The organism is Streptomyces sp. NPDC020490 (assembly GCF_044335305.1).
Lineage (GTDB): Bacteria > Actinomycetota > Actinomycetes > Streptomycetales > Streptomycetaceae > Streptomyces.
In genome coordinates, this window is sequence record NZ_JBIRUY010000044.1 from 21220 (window position 1) to 38939 (window position 17720).

Annotated in this window: 21 protein-coding genes; 13 read left to right on the plus strand and 8 right to left on the minus strand. The window is 71.3% G+C overall.

What is annotated here, in order from left to right; all coding sequences use genetic code 11:
• Nucleotides 1-15: 15 nt before the first annotated feature.
• The 3 genes from ACH4ZX_RS34280 to ACH4ZX_RS34290 form a co-directional block, all read right to left on the minus strand.
• Nucleotides 16-453 carry a VOC family protein gene (locus ACH4ZX_RS34280; RefSeq protein ID WP_398281570.1) on the minus strand — a complete coding sequence of 146 codons (438 nt, stop codon included), beginning with the start codon at nucleotides 451-453 and terminating at the stop codon, nucleotides 16-18.
• A gap of 32 nt (nucleotides 454-485) precedes the next feature.
• Nucleotides 486-920: a helix-turn-helix domain-containing protein gene (locus ACH4ZX_RS34285; RefSeq protein WP_398281573.1), complete on the minus strand. Its 435-nt coding sequence runs from the start codon at nucleotides 918-920 to the stop codon at nucleotides 486-488.
• Between the two features lie 85 nt (nucleotides 921-1005).
• On the minus strand, nucleotides 1006-1932 hold the full coding sequence (locus ACH4ZX_RS34290; RefSeq protein WP_398281685.1) for a LysR family transcriptional regulator: 927 nt from the start codon (nucleotides 1930-1932) through the stop codon (nucleotides 1006-1008).
• 103 nt (nucleotides 1933-2035) lie between these two features.
• Here ACH4ZX_RS34290 and ACH4ZX_RS34295 point away from each other — a divergent pair, with 103 nt between their 5' ends.
• The gene (locus tag ACH4ZX_RS34295; protein WP_398281576.1) at nucleotides 2036-2953 is read left to right on the plus strand and encodes an EamA family transporter; all 918 of its coding nucleotides are present in this window, start codon (nucleotides 2036-2038) and stop codon (nucleotides 2951-2953) included.
• Between the two features lie 18 nt (nucleotides 2954-2971).
• Here the strand turns inward: ACH4ZX_RS34295 and ACH4ZX_RS34300 are convergent, their stop codons facing one another.
• On the minus strand, nucleotides 2972-3844 hold the full coding sequence (locus ACH4ZX_RS34300) for a helix-turn-helix transcriptional regulator (protein WP_398281579.1): 873 nt from the start codon (nucleotides 3842-3844) through the stop codon (nucleotides 2972-2974).
• A gap of 253 nt (nucleotides 3845-4097) precedes the next feature.
• Here ACH4ZX_RS34300 and ACH4ZX_RS34305 point away from each other — a divergent pair, with 253 nt between their 5' ends.
• The 5 genes from ACH4ZX_RS34305 (at nucleotide 4098) to ACH4ZX_RS34325 (ending at nucleotide 7365) form a co-directional block, all read left to right on the plus strand.
• Entirely contained in the window at nucleotides 4098-5114 is a 1017-nt protein-coding gene (locus ACH4ZX_RS34305) for a zinc-dependent alcohol dehydrogenase family protein (RefSeq protein WP_398281688.1), read from the plus strand.
• A gap of 59 nt (nucleotides 5115-5173) precedes the next feature.
• On the plus strand, nucleotides 5174-5839 hold the full coding sequence (locus ACH4ZX_RS34310; RefSeq protein ID WP_398281582.1) for an SDR family NAD(P)-dependent oxidoreductase: 666 nt from the start codon (nucleotides 5174-5176) through the stop codon (nucleotides 5837-5839).
• A gap of 172 nt (nucleotides 5840-6011) precedes the next feature.
• The gene (locus ACH4ZX_RS34315; RefSeq protein ID WP_398281585.1) at nucleotides 6012-6458 is read left to right on the plus strand and encodes a cupin domain-containing protein; all 447 of its coding nucleotides are present in this window, start codon (nucleotides 6012-6014) and stop codon (nucleotides 6456-6458) included.
• A gap of 86 nt (nucleotides 6459-6544) precedes the next feature.
• Nucleotides 6545-7006 carry an SRPBCC family protein gene (locus ACH4ZX_RS34320; protein ID WP_398281588.1) on the plus strand — a complete coding sequence of 154 codons (462 nt, stop codon included), beginning with the start codon at nucleotides 6545-6547 and terminating at the stop codon, nucleotides 7004-7006.
• A 2-nt stretch (nucleotides 7007-7008) separates the two neighbouring features.
• On the plus strand, nucleotides 7009-7365 hold the full coding sequence (locus ACH4ZX_RS34325; protein ID WP_398281591.1) for an ArsR/SmtB family transcription factor: 357 nt from the start codon (nucleotides 7009-7011) through the stop codon (nucleotides 7363-7365).
• A 241-nt stretch (nucleotides 7366-7606) separates the two neighbouring features.
• On the opposite strand, the gene ACH4ZX_RS34330 is transcribed toward ACH4ZX_RS34325, so the two are convergent.
• Nucleotides 7607-8134 carry a DinB family protein gene (locus ACH4ZX_RS34330; protein WP_398281594.1) on the minus strand — a complete coding sequence of 176 codons (528 nt, stop codon included), beginning with the start codon at nucleotides 8132-8134 and terminating at the stop codon, nucleotides 7607-7609.
• Nucleotides 8135-8290: 156 nt separating this feature from the next.
• Here ACH4ZX_RS34330 and ACH4ZX_RS34335 point away from each other — a divergent pair, with 156 nt between their 5' ends.
• Nucleotides 8291-8941 carry a class I SAM-dependent methyltransferase gene (locus tag ACH4ZX_RS34335; protein ID WP_398281597.1) on the plus strand — a complete coding sequence of 217 codons (651 nt, stop codon included), beginning with the start codon at nucleotides 8291-8293 and terminating at the stop codon, nucleotides 8939-8941.
• A gap of 101 nt (nucleotides 8942-9042) precedes the next feature.
• Here the strand turns inward: ACH4ZX_RS34335 and ACH4ZX_RS34340 are convergent, their stop codons facing one another.
• Together ACH4ZX_RS34340 and ACH4ZX_RS34345 are read right to left on the minus strand one after the other, a co-directional pair.
• Nucleotides 9043-9552 (minus strand): GNAT family N-acetyltransferase, encoded by a 510-nt coding sequence (locus ACH4ZX_RS34340; protein WP_398281600.1) that lies wholly within the window; start codon nucleotides 9550-9552, stop codon nucleotides 9043-9045.
• Nucleotides 9553-9748: 196 nt separating this feature from the next.
• Nucleotides 9749-10045, minus strand: a complete 297-nt coding sequence (locus tag ACH4ZX_RS34345) for a hypothetical protein (RefSeq protein WP_398281691.1) — start codon at nucleotides 10043-10045, stop codon at nucleotides 9749-9751.
• Nucleotides 10046-10402: 357 nt separating this feature from the next.
• Here ACH4ZX_RS34345 and ACH4ZX_RS34350 point away from each other — a divergent pair, with 357 nt between their 5' ends.
• From ACH4ZX_RS34350 to ACH4ZX_RS34375, 6 genes are all read left to right on the plus strand, one after another.
• The gene (locus tag ACH4ZX_RS34350; RefSeq protein WP_398281603.1) at nucleotides 10403-11038 is read left to right on the plus strand and encodes a TetR/AcrR family transcriptional regulator; all 636 of its coding nucleotides are present in this window, start codon (nucleotides 10403-10405) and stop codon (nucleotides 11036-11038) included.
• Nucleotides 11035-11667, plus strand: a complete 633-nt coding sequence (locus tag ACH4ZX_RS34355) for a TetR/AcrR family transcriptional regulator (RefSeq protein ID WP_398281606.1) — start codon at nucleotides 11035-11037, stop codon at nucleotides 11665-11667. Before ACH4ZX_RS34350 ends, ACH4ZX_RS34355 begins: the two co-directional genes overlap by 4 nt.
• Before the next feature lie 57 nt (nucleotides 11668-11724).
• A complete protein-coding gene (locus ACH4ZX_RS34360; RefSeq protein WP_398281609.1) occupies nucleotides 11725-12243 on the plus strand; it encodes an AAA family ATPase in 519 nt (172 codons plus the stop codon).
• Between the two features lie 152 nt (nucleotides 12244-12395).
• Complete coding sequence (locus ACH4ZX_RS34365) at nucleotides 12396-13169, plus strand: polysaccharide deacetylase family protein (protein ID WP_398281612.1); 774 nt, start codon at nucleotides 12396-12398, stop codon at nucleotides 13167-13169.
• Nucleotides 13170-13296: 127 nt separating this feature from the next.
• Nucleotides 13297-13650 carry a hypothetical protein gene (locus tag ACH4ZX_RS34370; RefSeq protein WP_398281615.1) on the plus strand — a complete coding sequence of 118 codons (354 nt, stop codon included), beginning with the start codon at nucleotides 13297-13299 and terminating at the stop codon, nucleotides 13648-13650.
• Nucleotides 13650-16217, plus strand: a complete 2568-nt coding sequence (locus tag ACH4ZX_RS34375; protein ID WP_398281618.1) for a DUF4132 domain-containing protein — start codon at nucleotides 13650-13652, stop codon at nucleotides 16215-16217. The genes ACH4ZX_RS34370 and ACH4ZX_RS34375 overlap by 1 nt, the downstream gene beginning before the upstream one ends.
• Before the next feature lie 51 nt (nucleotides 16218-16268).
• Here the strand turns inward: ACH4ZX_RS34375 and ACH4ZX_RS34380 are convergent, their stop codons facing one another.
• The gene (locus ACH4ZX_RS34380; RefSeq protein ID WP_398281620.1) at nucleotides 16269-17672 is read right to left on the minus strand and encodes a PLP-dependent aminotransferase family protein; all 1404 of its coding nucleotides are present in this window, start codon (nucleotides 17670-17672) and stop codon (nucleotides 16269-16271) included.
• Between the last annotated feature and the right edge of the window lie 48 nt (nucleotides 17673-17720).

Here is a 17720-nt window from a genome sequence, read left to right on the forward strand (position 1 = left end):
CGCCGCGCCACCGGGTCAGTGCCGTCCCGGATCGAACTCCAGCACCTGGGTGAGCCGGATGTTGTTGCCCGACGGGTCCCGGAACGAGGTGTCGATCCCGTACGGCTGCACCGTCGGCGGGTCGTTGAACTGGACACCGCGGGCGGACAGTTCGTCATAGGCGGCCTTGCAGTCGTCGGTCTCCAGGAAGAGTGTGCCGCCCGCGCCCTTGGCCACCAGATCCGACAGCTGGGCACTGCTCGCCGCGTCCAGCATCGGCTGCTCCGGCACCGGCATCAGCACCAGCGCCGGGCCGTCCGCGCCGGGCGGGGCGACGCACAGCCACCGGAAGCCCCACGCCTCCATCGTCACATCGGCCCGGACCTCCCAGCCGAGTTTCCCGGTGTAGAAGTCGAGCGCCTCGTCCTGGTCGTGCACCCAGAACTGCGCGTTGGCGATCCTGATCATGGTCATTGCCGCTCCCTGGTACGTCGTTGCACCCGACGCTAGGCAGCCGGCACTCCGGTGTCTTCTCGAAACGTGCGGTTCCGCGGCCGCCCGTAAGCCATCGCCACACAGCGGGGGATGCGCACATGCCGTGCGGCGGGCGGGTGCGCCGCACGGTACGCCCGCGGGGTCGTCCCGTACATCCTGCGGAAGCTCGTCGTGAACGAACCGATGCTCTGCACACCGACGGCGACACCTACCGCGGCCACCGTCCAGTCGGTCGCGAGCAGCAGGGCGGCGGCCCGTTCCAGTCGGCGCGTCAGCAGGTACTGGTGCGGTGATTCCCCGAACGCGGCCTTGAAGCAGCGGCTGAAGTGGGCCGGGGACAGCGCGGCGGCCGCGGCCATGTCCGCCACGGTGAGCGCTTCGGAGTAGCGGGCGTCCGCGAGATCCCTGGCGCGGAGCAGATGGCGCGCGATCGGAACAGTGCCCACGGGCTCATTATGCGCTCCCGCGGTCCTGCCGCGCGTCGGGGCCACGGAGCGCGGGCTCGCACCGGCCGGGCTGCGGCAGCTGTTCTCAGACCGGCGTGTCGCGTCGCCGGTCCTCCAGACGGAGCCAGTGCTCCCGCAGGGCGCGGGCGGTCTCGGCGATCGCGGGGCGCCGGGCCGCCCCGGTGCGCCACAGCGCGTACAGCCGCCGTACCGGCGTCGGATCCAGGGCGACCTCCACCACCCCGGCGGGCAGCGGGCCGCGCCCCAGGCGCGGCATGAGGCAGATGCCCAGACCGGCGGCGACGAGCGCCACCATGGTCGGGTTCTCCTCCGCCTGGTGAACGATCTCCGGCTCGTGCCCGGCCGTCCGCAGGGTCCGCACCAGCCATTCGTGGCACACCCGGCCCGGCGGCTGGCACACCCACCGCTCACCGCCGAGGTCCTCGCGCCGCACCGAATCCCGCCCCGCGAACGGATGCCCCCGCGGCACCAGCAGCGTGCACCGGTCCTCCCCGATCAGCACCTGCTCCACCCCCGGCGGCAGCGGCAGCGGCGCGATGTCCCAGTCATGAACCACGCTCATGTCGACCGCGCCCTTGGCGACCATGCCGACCGACAGATGCGGGTCGACCTCGCTGAGCCGCGCGTCCATCGCGGGATGCCGGACAGTCAGGTCGGCGAGGACCCCGGGCAGCAGCCCGCGCGCCGCCGAGGCGAAGGCGGCGATGGTGAGCCGCCCGGCCGGCATCCCCCGCCGCTGCTCCAGCTCGCTCTCCGCCCGCTCCACGAGGGCCAGCAACTCCTCTGCGAGGGCGACGAGTTGATACGCCTCGGGGGTCAGCCGGACGCCGCGCCCCGCACGCTCCAGCAGCACCGCCCTGGTCTCCCGCTCCAGCTTGGCGATCTGCTGGGACACCGCGGACGGCGTGAAGCCCAGGGCGGAGGCGGCGGCACCGACGCTGCCGTGCACGGACACCGCGTGGAGGGCGCGCAGGCGCTGGAGGTCGAGCATGAACGTCTCCGTCACGAGGGGAGCAACCGATTAGCGTCGCTTCATCCAACCATGCAGCAATCATCGCTGGTGCTTCATGGTCGGCGGGTGTGATCCTCGGCCCATGCGTCCTGCACACCTCGCCCTCGCCGTCCTCGTCGCCGCAGTCTGGGGCGTCAACTTCACCGTCATCGAGATCGGCCTCGGCCACTTCCCGCCGCTGCTGTTCTCCGCCCTGCGCTTCCTCGCGGCCGCGGTTCCCGCGGTGTTCCTGGTGGGTCGCCCCAAGGTCGCGTGGAAGTGGATCCTGGGGGTCGGGCTGGTCCTGGGCGTGGCCAAGTTCGGACTGCTGTTCGTGTCGATGGACACCGGGATGCCGGCCGGTCTGTCTTCCCTGGTCCTCCAGATACAGGCGGTGTTCACGGCCCTGATCGCCTTCGCCGTCCTGGGGGAGCGCCCCTCGCGGCTGGGCGCGCTGGGCATGGCCGTGGCGCTGGCCGGGATCGCGGTCGCGGCAGTGGACGAGGGCGCGTCCGGCCCGCTCGGGGCGTTCGCCCTGTGCGTCGCGGCCGCTGCCTGCTGGGGCGCCTCCAACGTCCTGACCCGCAAGGCGGCCCCGCCGGACGCGCTGAACTTCATGGTCTGGGTGAGCACGGTCCCGGTACTGCCGCTGCTGGCCCTGTCCCTTCTGACGGAGGGCCCGTCGCGCGACCTGGCGGCGCTGCGCGCCCTTGACTGGCAGGGCGCGGGCACCGTCCTCTACGTCGCCTGGATCACGACCGTCTTCGGCTTCGGCGCCTGGGGCTGGCTGCTGCGCCGCCACCCGGCGTCCACGGTGGCCCCCTTCTCCCTCCTCGTCCCGGTCTTCGGTATGTCGGCGGCGGCCCTCTTCCTGGGCGAACCGGTGAGCGGGCTGCGTTGGTGGGCGGCGGCGCTGCTGGTCGGCGGCGTCGCCCTGACCTCGCTCGCACCCCGGCGCCCGGCACCCGTGATCCGCCCCGCGGACACCTCGGCGGTGCAGGAGGCCGTCGGCCGATCATGAGGGGCGGACCCTTCGGCGTCAGCCAGATGCCTGCGTTTCCCGAGTGGCGGCCCAGGAGGCGAGGAGGCGCAGACCCTCTTCGGACGGAGAGCCGGGTTCCGCGGTGTGGATCGTCAGGGTGAGGCCGGGTTCGGCGGCCATTTCCAGGCCTTCGTAGGCGAGGGTGAGGTCGCCGACGGTGTGGTGGTGGAAGCGCTTGGTGCCGGTGCCGTGATGGCGGACGTCGTGGGCGCCCCAGCGGGTGCGGAATGCGTCGCTGCGCGTGGACAGCTCGCCGACGAGGTCGTGCAGGTCCTTGTCGTAGGGGTTGCGGCCGGCTTCGGTGCGCAGGATGGCGACGGCTATGTCGGCGGCCTGGTCCCAGTCGGGGTAGAAGCGGCGGGAGGTGGGGTCGAGGAAGTTGAACCGGGCGAGGTTCGCCTGGTTGCCGGCCGTGGCGTGGACGTCGCAGTAGAAGGCGCGGGCGAGCTGGTTGGCGGCGAGCAGGTCCATCCGGCCGTTGCGGACGAAGGCCGGGCCGGCGGTGACGGCGTCCAGCGTCCACTGGAGGCTGCGGTGCGGCGTCCACTGCCGCGTGCTCCGGCGCCGGGGCCGGGCGAGGGCGTCCGAGCCGTCGGCGGCCTGCGCCAGACGGAGCAGGTGGGCGCGTTCGGCGTCGTCGAGCCGGAGGGCGCGGGCCACGGCTTCGAGGACGGCCGGGGAGACACCGGAGAGATTGCCGCGCTCCAGCTTGGCGTAGTACTCGACGCTCATGTCGGCCAGTGCGGCGACCTCGCTTCTGCGCAGGCCGGGGACGCGCCGGCGGCTGCCGGGAGGCAGCCCGGCCCGCTCGGGGCTGATCCTGGCTCGCCGCGAGGTGAGGAACTCGCGGATCTCTGCTCGGTTGTCCACGCCTTCGACGGTACGTCCCGGACGTCGCCGGAGGGATGTACTGCCGGTACACCCTTCGACGGTGACTCGTTACGCACCCGAAGCGGCGGTTACCTGGTGGAGGTGGCGCTTCCGCTCCGGCCGTGACGTCGGCCGGTGGAGGCCCGCGTCCGGTCCCTGGGCGGCGGCTCGCCGTCGGTGACCGGTCAGTCCCGCACTCGGCGCCTGCCGGCACCCCCGGTACCGCACGCCTCGGCACGCAAAGGAACCCCTCATACGCGGAGCAGTGATCCACGCCCCCCGTGACATCCGCTTCGAGACCCTGGACGACCCGAAGATCCTGCACCCGACCGACGCGATCATCCGCACGGCCGTCACCTGCGTGTGCGGTTCGGACCTGTGGGCCTACCGCGGGCTGGAGCCCGTCGGCGACCCGCACCCGATGGGCCACGAATACGTCGGCATCGTCGAGGAGGTCGGCAGCGAGGTCACCCACGTCAAGCCGGGCCAGTTCGTCGTCGGCTCGTTCGCGACCTCCGACAACACCTGCGCCAACTGCCGCAACGGCTACCAGTCGAACTGCCTGCACCGGGAGTTCATGTCCACCTGCCAGGCCGATTACGTCCGCATCCCCGACGCCCAGGGCACCCTGGTCGCCACGGAAGAGGTCCCCGGCGAGGAGTTCTGGCCCGGTCTGCTGGCCGTCTCCGACGTCATGGGCACCGGCTGGTGGGCCGCGGAGGCGGCCGAGGTGAAGCCCGGCTCCACCGCCGTGGTGGTCGGTGACGGCGCGGTCGGCCTGTGCGCGGTGATCGCCGCGAAGGAGAGGGGCGCCGAACGGATCATCGTCATGTCCCGTCACGCCTCCCGCCAGCGGCTGGCCCGGGAATTCGGCGCCACCGACATCGTCACCGAGCGCGGCGAGGAAGGCATCGCCCGGATCAGGGACCTGACCGGCGGCATCGGCGCCGACAGCGTGCTGGAGTGCGTCGGCACCGAGCAGTCCATGCAGCAGGCCCTGCGCTCCACCCGCCCCGGCGGCAACGTCGGCTTCGTCGGCGTCCCCCACGGTGTCGCGGTCGACGGCCAGGAACTGTTCTTCTCCCACGTCGGCCTGCGCGGCGGCCCCGCCCCCGTACGCCGCTACCTGCCCGACCTCATCGACCGCGTCCTGACCGGCCGGATCGACCCCGGCAAGGTCTTCGACCTCACCCTCCCCCTCGACCAGGTCGCCGAAGGCTACAGGGCCATGGACGAACGCCGCGCCATCAAGACCCTCCTCAAGCCCTGAACCGTTCGGTACCGAGAACCTGGCCTCACCCCGCTTCACCCTTCTCAGGAGTCCTCACCGTGACCACTTGCGCTCTCGTCGGCGCCGGCCCCGGCCCGGGGCTGGCCTGCGCCCGCCGCTTCGGTGCCGCAGGGCACAGCGTCGCCCTGCTGTCCCGCAGCGGCGAGCACCTCGACAGCCTCGTCGCCGCCGTGGACGGCGACGGCGTCCGGGCCCGCGGCTACACCGCCGACGCGCTGGACGCCGTCTCGCTCACCACAGCGCTCAGGAGGGCCGCCGAGGAGCTGGGGCCCGTGGAGATTCTGCAGTACAGCCCCGCGCCGCGGTCCGACTTCATGAAGCCGGTCCTCGACACCCGCGCGTCCGACCTCGACGATCCGCTGGCCTTCTCCGTCAAGGGCCCCGTCGCCTGCGTCGGCGCCGTCCTGCCCGGCATGCGTGCACTCGGCCGCGGCACGCTGCTGTTCGTCAACGGCGGCAGCGCGGCGCGCCCGAACCCCGAGCGGGCCGGCACCTCGATCGCGTTCGCCGCGGAGAGCGCGTACGCGGCGATGCTCCACGACGCGCTCGCCGGGGAGAACGTCCACGCCGCCCAGCTGATCGTGCCCGGCGAGATCCGGCCGGACGCCGAGCACTCCAGCCCCGCCGGCCTGGCCGAGCGCCTGTACGCCCTGCACACCGAGCGGGACGGTTTCCGGCACTACGCCGAGCCGATGCCCGAATGACCTGGACGCCGACCCCGACCGGCCGGCCGGGGCCGATGGCGCTGTGTGGCTGTGCAGTCCCGGCGCCGGCTTCGTGGTCGGCGTCGCCCTGCCCGTCGACGGCGGCTACACCGCCCGGTGACCCCGGCCCGCCGCGCGTCCCCCGCTCACACCCCAGAAGGGAAGAACCGCCATGGAACACATCACCGAGACACCCACCGCCAAGGGCCCGGTCGAACGCTTCACCGGTGATGTCTACCTCAACATGATCGAAACCCCTACCGACCCCGCGAACCTCGCCGCGGCACTGGTCCGCTTCACCCCGGGCGCCCGCACCAACTGGCACTCCCACGCCAACGGGCAGACCCTCTACATCACCGAGGGCGTGGGCCTGGTCGGCACCCGCGACGGCAACCTCGTCCGCGTCTCGGCCGGCCAGATCGTCAAGTGCCCGGCAGGTGAGGAGCACTGGCACGGCGCCACCGACACCACCCTCATGGCGCACATCGCCATGGTCGTCGGCGTCGTCGGCGGCGACGGCACCACCTGGCTCGAACCCGCAGTACGACCACGCACTGACCGCCCAGAAGTAGCCGGGGTGGAGCCGACGGCACCGTGCCGTGCGCGGTCGCGGCGCTGAAACCTTCTCATGCAACCGATGGTTGCGTATGGCTGGCGGGTTCGTTAGAGTTACGCGCAACCAAAGGTTGCAGAAGGTGGTTGCGCATGGAATTCGGAACGATCGAGCGGGAGATCCACATCGACGCCTCACCCGAGGTCGTGTTCGAGGTGGTGAGCAGTCCCGAGCACTTGTGTGAATGGTGGCCGGACGAGGCCGAGTTTCCGGCCGTACCCGGCGGTGAGGGACGGATCCGTTTCGGGGACTGCGCGCAGGGCGGTACCTGGGTGCAGTTCACGGTCGTCGACGCAGTGCCGCCGCGGCTCTTCTCGTTCCGCTGGACCCATGAGGAGGGGGAGCCGGCCGCCCGGGGCAACTCGAATCTGGTGGTCTTCGAACTCGAGCCCGCGGGGACGGGGACGCTGCTGCGGATGACCGAGAGCGGCTTTCGTGAGCGCGGCTGGGACGAGGCGAAGACCGCCGCGAAGTACGCCGAGCACGTCACCGGCTGGGACTTCTACCTGCCGCGGCTGGAAGCGTACGCGGCGAAGGTCGGAGCGGGTGCGTAGGCGTGGTGGTGGACGACGACCTGTGGTCGGCGGTCGGTGACCCGATCCGGCGCCGGATGCTCGACCTGCTGCTGAGCGAAGGCAACGGGACGGCGACCAGCCTCAGCGAGCACCTGCCGGTGACCCGGCAGGCGGTGGCGAAGCACCTTGTCGTCCTCGACCGGGTCGGCCTGGTGCACGCCACCGTCGCCGGCCGCGAGAAGCAGTACCGCGTCGACCGGACCCAGCTCGCCCGCGCCGTCGCCCAGCTCGTCGACGTCGGCGCCGCCTGGGACTCCCGTCTCCGGCGCATCAAGCGCATCGCCGAGACGATCCAGCGCGGCAGGGACGCGCACGACGAGACCGGGAAGAACCAGTAGCGCGATGCGATCTCCGTCAGGACGGCGACTGCACCCCTCGTGCTGTTTCAAGCACGAGGGGTGGCGTGAGCCGGGGGAGTTCATGCACCACTGCGGCACCAAGTGGGGCACCTTCCTCATGAGCCTCGAACATCTCGCGGGGACCGGGGAAGGCGCCCCCGAGCCGCGCGACGTGAGGATCAGCGACCGACACTGAGCGCCCGGCCGGGCTGACGGGTCCTGCCGGCCGCGCAAGCACGTCTTACGAGCCGGTCACTCCGTCGATCCGTTCGCGGATGAGGTCGGCATGGCCATTGTGACGTGCGTACTCCTCGATCATGTGCACCATGATCCAGCGCAGGGAGACTCCCTGATCGCCGACGAGACCCGCTTCGTGTTCGGACAGGTGGCCGGAATCGTCCAGCGAAGCTTCGGCGATCAGCTCACGGCCCTGAGCGACCTCCGCCTGCCACGCGCTCATCACCTCGTCGAACCCTCGTTCCGGCTGAAGGTCGAAGCCGTGCAGGTCGCCTTCCCCGAAGACTCGAGGCACGTCCTGACCCGCGAATACACGCTTGAACCAGTTCCGTTCCACTTCAGCCATGTGCTGAACGAGACCGAGCAGCGTCATCGGGGAAGGCGACACCGCGGCAAGCCGTAACTGATCGTCTTCGAGGCCCGAACACTTCAGGGCGAGAGTCGCACGGTGAAAGTCCAGCCATGCTTCCAGCATGGAGCGTTCGTCGGCATGTGCGGGCGGGACAGGCCGTCCATCCGGTGTCGTATGCATCATCGGACTCTCGCAGCAGCGGTCCGGGGCCCACGACCGCCTTCGCTGTCGACGAACAGGCCTCTCGTCCAACTCCCGGGCGGGCCGGCGACAACGTCCGTGTGTGATCAGGGCGTTCTCCGACTGTCCCGGACCGCCCCGGCTACAGTCGCGCGCATGGTCGAACACGATGCCCTCAACGCCACCCGCGAGGCCTACGACGCGGTCGCCCCCGAGTATGCGCGGCTGTTCAGCGGCGAGTTGCGCAACCGGCCCCTGGACCGCGCGATCCTGGGCGCCTTCGCCGAGCTGGTGAGCGCGGGCGGCGACGCGCCCCAGGTCGCGGACCTGGGATGCGGACCCGGCCATGTCACCGCTCATCTGCGTGAGTTGGGGCTGTCGGCGTTCGGCGTCGACGCCTCTCCCGCGATGATCGAGTTGGCTCGGCACGCCCATCCGGACCTGCGGTTCGACGTCGGCTCGATGACCGCCCTGGACATCGCCGACGGAGCGCTGGGCGGCGTCCTGTCGCGCTGGTCCGTCATTCACACACCGCCGACCGAACTCCCCGCCATCCTGGCGGAGTTCCACCGCGTGCTGGCACCCGGCGGCCACCTCCTGATCGGCTTCTCCGCCAGCGACGGCCCGTCCCACCCGACACAGGTCTTCGACCACACGGTCGCGCCGGCCCACCGGTGGTGGCCGGATCATCTCGCCGCGATGCTGCACGAGTCCGGGCTGGCCGAGGTGGCCCGGACGGTGCGCCGGCCTCAGCCCACCGACCGACGGCAGTTCCAGGAGGTCCACCTGCTGGCCCGCAAAGCCTGAGAGATGTCCCGCAACGCGTTTCGCGAACCGGGACGGGCCCTCGTCATGGGAGAGCGGTGCTGCGCGGAGGCGTCGCGGTGCCTCCGCGCAGCGGGGAGGGATCAGATACCGAACGGTGCCGCGTAGCGGACGGTTCCGCTGGGCAGCGGGTGGGCGGCATCAAGGGTGAGCGCCATCAGGGCCTCGTCCGGGACGTCTATGGTCACGCCGATGCCGTGCAGGGAGGCGCGGCTGAAGCCGAACCGCGGGTAGTAGGTCGGGTGCCCCAGGACGACCACGTGGTACTCGCCCATGTCCCCGGCCGCTGTCAGGGCGGCCAGGACGGCCGCGGAGCCGGCGCCGCTCTTCTGCCGCTCCGGCCGTACGGCGACCGGCCCCAGGCACAGAGCCGGGGTGTCACCGATGTGGCAACGGGTCAGAAGGGCGTGGCCGACCGGGTTCCCGTCGTCGGCGGCGATGAGTGAAAGGCCGTCGATCCACGCGGCCGGGTCGGCACGCAGGGCGTCGACCAGGTCGGCCTCCAGCGCGGTCGGAAAGGCGGCGAGGTCGATCTCGCGGATGGCGGGGATGTCGGCGCCGGTCTCGGCGCGCGTGATCCACGTGCTCTTCATGATGGACGAAGTTCCGTTTCGGAGAGGTGTTCGTGTGGACGCCCCGCGAGCTCACGCTCCCGGCAGGGGCGGACGGGATGAGGTCAGGCCACGGCCCGGGACGTGAGGGAGACCCGGGCGCTGCGCACGGTGGCCTTGAGCGCGGTCATCGACCTCACCTCCCTGCTTCCGTCATCGAACACGAACAGCGGGGAGTCTACGGGGGCTTCACGAATGGGCACAAGGGAGCATGAGCGGGCTGCCCGAACGGGCACGAGGAAGCATGCGCCGGAGCCGGAGCCGGAGCCGGAGCCGGAGCCGGAGCCGGAGCCGTCCGCCGCCGCGGTCCGAGCAGGCCGAGGCCCGAGTCCCGGCGGACTCGGGCCTCGGGCCAAGGCCTCGCCCTCCGGGTTCCCCAGTCGCGCATGAGGGCGAAGGTCCCCGACGTGGTCTTCGGCATGAAGGAGACGAGCGGCGGGTCGAGCGAGACGGACGCGAAGGTGCCGACGACCATCCCGACCGGCTCTCCCGACTCCGTCGTCCCGGTCGCCACGGCCACGCCGGTGGGAGGTGGCCCATGACCTCCGGGTAGTACGCGGGGTTCCTGGCTCCCGCCTCGCCCGCCTGCTGGGAATCGGTCACGGGGTCACCTCACCGATCAACGGCTCTGGACTCCGTAGTGTTCACTACGGCGAAGGCTGGAGTCTCCTACATCGCGACGCAAGCTTCCGCGGGCGGGAAAACGGGAATTGACCCCGATCCGAACTGACGAGAAGGCAACGAGAGAGCGGCGACCTCCGGAATTACTGCTACGGTGACAGGAGCCCGGATGCTCCCGGACCGGGCCCGGCAGCAGGGGGAGAGCGAAGCAGTGGCACGCAAGACCGATCGTCGCCACCGCCAGGGCGACGAATCCCGGCGCGCGATCCTCGAAGCGACGCTCGAGATCGCGGCACGCAACGGCTACGACGGCACCACGGTCGCCGCCGTGACCGAGGCGACGGGACTGCCCGCCAGCTCGATCTACTGGCACTTCCGGAGCAAGGACGCCCTGCTCGCCGCCACTCTCGAATTCTCCTACCGCGAGTGGCGGGCGCTCGTCCCGACCTGGTCCGGCCCCGTCGAGACCGGCTCGGTCGCCGAGGAGGTCGAGACCCGGTTCCAGCGGGCCGCCGTCTCGCTCACGACCTCGCCGGAGTTCTGGTCCCTCGGGCTCCTGCTCACCCTCCAGCAGCGGATCAAGGAGCCGGCCGCGCGCCGTCTGTACGCCGACGTCCGGCAGGACACCGAGACCGAGATCACCCACTGGTGGGTCCAGGTCCTGCGGCCCGAGGCGGTGGCGGAGGACCCGCGACTGCCGCGGCGCCTCGCCCGGTTCCACATGATGCTCATGGACGGCCTCTTCATACATGTCCGCTCGACCGGCGGCCGCGACGTCAAGCGCGCCGTCAACCTCGTCGCCCTGGGCCTCGCCGAGCACCTCGTCCGGACGGGAGCGGCGGCATGAACGCGCAGCAGGAGCCCGCGCCGGTGCCCGAGGAGGAGACGACCGCCCGGTCCGCCGACCGCATCCTCAAGGCCGCCGGCGAACTGGCCAAGACCCACGGAGTGGCCGGCACGACCATCGCGGCCGTGTGCCGGCGCTCGGGCCTGCCCGTCAGCTCGGTCTACTGGCACTTCGAGGACAAGGACGGACTCTTCGCCGAGGTGATCCGGCACAGCTTCGCCGAATGGCTCGTGACCGTGCCCCGGTGGGAGGCCGAGGACGGAACGACCCTCGGCGAAGGCGTCCGCAAGGTCCTGGGCGTCTCGTACCAGACCCTCGGCATGGTCCCCGACTTCATGCGCGTCGGCATGCAGGTCCTCCTCGAGCAGAACGACACCTACGCCAAGACCCGCCGCGCGTTCCTCGACTGCCGCCTCCAGGTCAAGCGGATGATCTCCGCCTGGGCACGCCGCGTCGAGCAGAGCGCCCCCGCGGACCGGGCCGACGACGTCGCCACCCTCGTCGTGGCCTTCGCCGACGGCGCGGCCGTCGGCTCGCAGATCTACCCCGACTGGGACTCCGAGGAGTACGTCGACCTCCTCTCCGGCGTCCTTGCCTGCCTCCCGCCGACGGACACCGCCACGAGCTGACCGACGTCCGGCCCGTTCCCCCTGCCGCGGGCGCGGCTGGAGCTAGCATCGGGCCACGTGATCGTATGGCTCAACGGCACCCACGGCGCGGGCAAGACGACGACCAGTCCACTGGTGCAGCAACTGATCCCGGATTCACGGGTGTTCGACGCCGAGAAGGTCGGCGAGACACTCATGGACATCACCCCGGGGCTGCCCGAGACGGACAACTTCCAGCACTGGCCGCCATGGCGGCCGCTCGTGGTCGAGACCGCCCGCCGCGTGCTCGACTACACCGGCGGCACCCTGGTGATCCCCATGACCGTCCTGGTCGAGCGGTACTGGCGCGAGATCAGCGCGGGCCTCGCCCGACACGCCGTCCCGGTGAGGCACTTCGTCCTCCACGCCGACCAGGAGACCCTCCGCCGGCGCATCGAGGGGGCCACTCCCGTCCCCTCGCCCTTCCGCCTGGCACACCTCGAGCCGTACGCCGAGGCGGCCCGCACGTGGCTGCACGGCGAGGCCGAGGTGGTCGACACCACGCACCTCACACCCGCCGAGGCCGCCCTCCGGATCGCGGAGGCCCTCGACAGCTGAACTCCAGCCGCTGCCGGCCCGGTTGTCCGCGAAATCCCCCGGAATTGTCAGTGATCGGTAACAGACGCATCCGGCGACCGCCGTTCCTCGTCCCATCAGTTGGTCGGAAGGCGACCGGTGATCGGCAAGGAACAGCGGGAAGCGGGGCGGACATGGCGCGGCACAGTGGCGGGCGGGGCTGGTACGGCAGGCTGGCCGTGGCGGCAGCCGGGGTGACGGTACTGGCCGCGGGCGTCTCCGTGTGGACCGCGCAGGCCGGTGTCGTGGACGGCGGGTCGCCCCGGCCGACCGCGTCGGCCACACCGGGCGGCGACGTGCGGCCGGTGGACATGACCATTGTGCACGCGTCGGACAAGGGATCACACGCGGTCAACATCACCATCGACGACGGACCCGACCCCGTGTGGACGCCGCAGATGCTGGACCTGCTCCGGGAGAACGGGGTGAAGGCCACGTTCTGCATGGTCGGAACGCAGGCGCAGGCGCACCCGGACCTCGTGAAGAAGGTGGTCGCGGCCGGGCACCGGCTGTGCGACCACTCCATCTCGCACGACACCACCATGGACACCAAGTCCCAGGCCTACCAGTCGAAGGAGATCCTCGACGCCGAACGCATGATCACCGAAGCGTCCGGGGGAGTGCGGCCGATGTACTACCGGGCTCCCGGCGGGGCGTTCACCCCCTACAGCCGCAAGCTGGCCGCCTCCCGGGGCATGCGTCCGCTGGGCTGGAACGTGGACTCCAAGGACTTCGAGCGGCCGGGCGCGGACGCCATCGTCGCCACCGTCGAGAGGGAACTGCCCAACGGGCCGACGATCCTGTTCCACGACGCGGGCGGCGACCGCTCCCAGACCGTCGAGGCCCTGCGCCGGATCCTTCCCTGGCTCAAGGAACAGGGCTACGAGTTCGGCTTCCCGGTGCGCTGAGCCGCGGACATGCCGCTCGGTCCGCGGCCGGCGGCCGGTGCGAGTAGAAATTACTCACAATGCGGAGCCGACGGGGAGACCGGGGCTGTCCCGGCCATTGTCAGTAGCGGGGTTTATGGTCCTCGCTATGATGAATCCGAAGTCGGCGTCCGCTCACGACGACGATCCGCACGAGCGTGCTTCGACAACAACCGGGGAACGGGTGGCCTTGAGAGAGGTTCTCCGGCGTCGCGTGTCCGAGGAATTCGGCCGGCACGGCGGAAGCGAACTCACCGGCAGGGTGGGAAATGCGCGGCAGGCGGGTGCGCACCGGCCCAGGGACGCGCAGCACGCTTTCGAATCGGCGCTGGAGGCTTTCCACCGACGGCGGTTCGTCGTCCTGGTGGGGGACCGGCAGGTCGAGGATCTGGATGACGAGGTGGTCCTGTCGCCGGACGAGGACATCACTTTCCTGAAGCTCGTTCCTCTGGCAGGTGGCTGATGACCTCGCAACGAAATCCGGGCCGACTGGAAGCCCTCTCCCGATTCGCGATGGAAGGCGACACGTACCGCCTGGCGCGGGAACTGATGGACGCCGCGATTCTCGGTGAAATCGGCGAAGTCGGGGAAGTAGGCGAAGTCGGTGAACTCGACGACACGCGCCGGATCTCCGACACACTGCTTTCCCTGTCGGATTTCCAGGCGGCGAAGCTGGCCAACGACATGGTCCACCTCTACCGGGCCACAGTGATGCGGCAGTGGGTCCGGCACGGCTGGTCCGAGCAGGACTGCCTAGGCCACGAGCACTCGCTGTGGGACCGCATGGTGCGGTTGAAGGAGCTGCTGATCGGCGGCCTCCCCAGCGTCCGCTCGCTGGCCGGGAGGCTGCGGGAAGTGGACGGCATCGGGCGGAGCTTCACGTTGGACACCCCCCACACCCACGAACTGTGGAGGATCATCGAGAAGGACTCCGAGCTGGCGGCAGGCGCGATGCCTTCCCCCGCGTTCATCGCGACACTGCGCCGCACCGTGCGGAAGAACGGCTACCAGCCCCGCGGCATCGGTCACCTGAGCCAGGAACAGGTCAGTGATCCCCTCCTCAACCCGGGGGAGGCCTGGACCGACCATGTGCTCGGCGAGCTTCCCGGCCTGCACGAGAGCTGGCCGCCGCTGCTCCGGCACGCACTGACCGCGACCGCGGTACGACCGACCGCCGACTGGAACGCGAAGGCGAAGGACCTCATCGACGGGATCGGCACCGAGACGGTTCACACCACGGTCGTCTCCTGGCTCGGCATGCTCGACCGGCCACGCACGGTTCCCCTCGCCCACAACGGCACCGACACCTTCCCCGGCATGCTCGACCCGTACAACGCGGTGGCCGTACGGGGTCTGGTCTGGCTGCTCGCGCTCACCCCGGAGAGCGCCGGCTCCGCACGCGTCCTGGGGCACCTGGTGGACTTCTGCGTGCGCAAGGTCCCGGGGCTGGGGCCGCGGCACCCGAGAATCGCGAACGCGGCCGTCCACACGCTCCGCGAACTCCGGGGAGAGGCGTCCCTGGGCGAACTGGCGCGGCTCTCCGCCCGCCTGACCGCCAAGCCCACGCTGAAGCTCGTCAACGCGGCCCTCGACTCCCGGGCCACGACCATGGGCGTGTCCCGGGAGGAGATCGAGGAACTGGCCCTTCCCGGCTACGGGCTCACCGGTGTCGGCCACGGCGAACACACCCTGGGCGACACCACCGCCGTGCTCTCGGTGCGCGCCGGCAAGGCCTCCCTGACCTGGCGCGGCACGACAGGCCGCGTCACGAAGACCGCGCCTGCTCCGGTACGGCGCGACCACGCCGAAGACGTCAAGGCGCTCAAGGCGGCGGTCAAGGACATCGACAAGATGCTCACCGCCCAGAGCACCCGGCTGGAACGCCTCTACCTCTCGCGCCGCACATGGGCGTTCGACGCCTGGTGCGAGCGCTACGCCGGCCATCCGCTGCTCGGCACTCTCACCCGGCGCCTGCTGTGGAGCGTCGACGGCCGGACCTGCGGATACGCCGACGGCCAGTGGCGCACCCTCGACGGCAGCCCGGTACCGGCCGCACCGGACGCGCGCGTCGAACTGTGGCACCCCGTCGTCCAGGACCCCGGCGACGTCCTCGCCTGGCGGGACTGGCTGCGGCGGCACGGCATCACCCAGCCCTTCAAACAGGCCCACCGCGAGGTGTACCGGCTCACCGGGGCGGAGCGGCAGACCCGCGACTACTCCAACCGGTTCGCCGCCCACATCCTTCGCCAGCACCAGTTCAACGCCCTCGCCGCCGCACGCGGCTGGCGCAACAGACTGCGCATGGCCGTCGACGACGTCTACCCTCCCGCCACCATCGACCTGCCCGCATGGGGACTGCGCGGCGAATACTGGATCGAAGGCATCGGCGACGACGTCGCGGGGTCGGGAAGCTTCCTGACCGTCCGAACCGACCAGGTCCGCTTCTATCCGCTCGACGCACCCCAGAACCTCGCCCACGCCGGCGGCGGCGCCTACACCATGCCCGGCGAGCGCGTCGATCCGCTGCCCCTCGAACAGATACCCGACCTGGTCCTCAGCGAGGTCCTCCGCGACATCGACCTCTTCGTCGGCGTCGCGAGCATCGGCAACGACCCCACCTGGCAGGACGGCGGCCCCCGAGGACGCTTCCAGCACTACTGGAACGCCTACGCCTTCGGTGAGCTGTCCCAGCCGGCACAGACCAGGAAGGAGCTGCTCGCCGCCCTGCTGCCGCGACTCGGCATCGCCGGCCGGTGCGCTGTCGACGGAAGGTTCCTCACCGTCCGGGGCGCCCTGCACACCTACCGGATCCACCTCGGCTCCGGGAACGTCCTCATGAGCCCCGACAACACCTACCTGTGTGTCGTCCCCGCGTCCGGCGACGCCCTTCCCGCGGGCGACACCTACCTCCCGTTCGAGGGCGACCACATGCTGGCCGTCATCCTCAGCAAAGCGATCATGCTGGCCGACGACACCGCCATCACCGACCCCGCCGTCGTCGGCCAGCTCCAGCGAGGGGAGACACGGTAGCCACGTCCGGAGGCGGCGGTTCCCGGATCCCTCCCGGCCCCGCCGCACCGCTCAACGGCGCGCCGGCGCCCCGGCCCGCCAGCACTCCCGCAGCACCTCCACCGCCCGCGTCAGCGTCCGCGGTGTCGCCGTGAACGGCAGGCGCAGATGGCGGGTGAGGGTGGTGCGGTCGGCGGCGAAGCGCGGTCCGGGGGTCACCGCGAGTCCGCGCGCGGCGGCCTTGGCCGCGAGGTCCGTCGCCCGTGTGCCGTCCCCCAGGTGCAGCCACAGGCTCAGCCCGCCGCCCGGGACGGTGTAGCTCCACTCGGTGCCGGCCAGCAGCGCGGCCAGATGGTCGCGCTGGTCGCGCAGCTGGTCGCGCCGGTTCGCGAGGAGGTCCGGGAGCGGGTCGCCGAGGAGTTCGGCGGCGATGAGCTGTTCCAGCGGCGGTGGAGCCAGCTGCGCCTGGAGCGGATTGCGCCGCAGCTGCCGTACGAGGTCCGTGGTCGCCCTGATCCAGCCGACCCGCAGACCCGTCCACAGGGTCTTGCTCGCGGAGCCGATCTGGATCACCCGCGCGCCGGCGAGGTGCGGTTCGGTGCCGGGCGGGGTCCTCAGGTCCAGGTCGCGCATCGTCTCGTCGGCGAGGACGGTCAGTCCGTGGCGGTCGCCGAGCCCGGCGACCGCCCGCCGGGTCCGCGCGTCCATGTGGGCGCCGGTGGGGTTGTGGAAGTCGGGTACCACATAGGCCAGTTGGGGGTGGTGCTGGCGGACGGCCGCGGTGAGGCGCTCGGTGTCCCAGCCGTCCGTGGCCGAGACGGGCACCGGCAGCAGGCGGACGCGACGGGCGTGCAGGAGGGCGAGGGCGCCTGGGTAGGCGGGGTTCTCCACCACGGCGGGGCGTCGGCGGTCGGTGTGGAGGTGGTCCAGGAGCAGGGTGAGGGCGGCCTGGGCGCCGGAGGTGACGAGGATCTGCTCGGGCCGGGTGGCGAGGCCGGCGCGGGTGTAGCGGTCGGCGAGGAGCTCCCGCAGCAGGGGCAGCCCGCAGGTGGCGACGCCGGAGTCGACGAGCAGCGGCGCGCTGCGTTCGGTGGCGCGGGCGAGGGCGGTGAGGTAGGCGTCGTGCGGTGCGGCGGTGACGGCGAGGGTGAGGTCGAGATCGGCGTCGGCGGCGCCGCCCCGGTCCAGGGACCAGGGGCTGGTGCGCTCCGTGAGCCGGGGAGGCAGCCGTACGGTGCTGCCGCTGCCGTGCCGGGTGTGCAGCCAGCCGTCGTCGCGCAGCACGGCCAGCGCGGAGACCACCGTGCCGCGGCTGACCCCGAGGGTGCGGGCCAGTTCCCGCTCGGACGGCAGCCGGGTGCCGACCGGGAGCCGGCCGTCGATCACGGCCTCGCGTACCGCCGCCGCCAGGGTGCGGGAGAGCGGGCCCGACCGGATGTGCCAGTCGCCGAGCGCGGCGACGAATCCAGTGTCCACACGGCCAGTATGTCTGGTCCAGTTCTCCTCGAGTGGACCAGACATCCG

What these genes read in the sequence shown, in the direction of transcription:
- ACH4ZX_RS34280 (WP_398281570.1), bottom strand. Translation starts at nt 453, where the DNA reads ATGACCATGATCAGGATCGCCAACGCGCAGTTCTGGGTGCACGACCAG.
- ACH4ZX_RS34290 (WP_398281685.1), bottom strand. Translation starts at nt 1,932, where the DNA reads ATGCTCGACCTCCAGCGCCTGCGCGCCCTCCACGCGGTGTCCGTGCAC.
- ACH4ZX_RS34295 (WP_398281576.1), top strand. Translation starts at nt 2,036, where the DNA reads ATGCGTCCTGCACACCTCGCCCTCGCCGTCCTCGTCGCCGCAGTCTGG.
- ACH4ZX_RS34315 (WP_398281585.1), top strand. Translation starts at nt 6,012, where the DNA reads ATGGAACACATCACCGAGACACCCACCGCCAAGGGCCCGGTCGAACGC.
- ACH4ZX_RS34320 (WP_398281588.1), top strand. Translation starts at nt 6,545, where the DNA reads ATGGAATTCGGAACGATCGAGCGGGAGATCCACATCGACGCCTCACCC.
- ACH4ZX_RS34330 (WP_398281594.1), bottom strand. Translation starts at nt 8,134, where the DNA reads ATGCATACGACACCGGATGGACGGCCTGTCCCGCCCGCACATGCCGAC.
- ACH4ZX_RS34335 (WP_398281597.1), top strand. Translation starts at nt 8,291, where the DNA reads ATGGTCGAACACGATGCCCTCAACGCCACCCGCGAGGCCTACGACGCG.
- ACH4ZX_RS34340 (WP_398281600.1), bottom strand. Translation starts at nt 9,552, where the DNA reads ATGAAGAGCACGTGGATCACGCGCGCCGAGACCGGCGCCGACATCCCC.
- ACH4ZX_RS34345 (WP_398281691.1), bottom strand. Translation starts at nt 10,045, where the DNA reads ATGGTCGTCGGCACCTTCGCGTCCGTCTCGCTCGACCCGCCGCTCGTC.
- ACH4ZX_RS34355 (WP_398281606.1), top strand. Translation starts at nt 11,035, where the DNA reads ATGAACGCGCAGCAGGAGCCCGCGCCGGTGCCCGAGGAGGAGACGACC.
- ACH4ZX_RS34365 (WP_398281612.1), top strand. Translation starts at nt 12,396, where the DNA reads ATGGCGCGGCACAGTGGCGGGCGGGGCTGGTACGGCAGGCTGGCCGTG.
- ACH4ZX_RS34370 (WP_398281615.1), top strand. Translation starts at nt 13,297, where the DNA reads ATGATGAATCCGAAGTCGGCGTCCGCTCACGACGACGATCCGCACGAG.
- ACH4ZX_RS34375 (WP_398281618.1), top strand. Translation starts at nt 13,650, where the DNA reads ATGACCTCGCAACGAAATCCGGGCCGACTGGAAGCCCTCTCCCGATTC.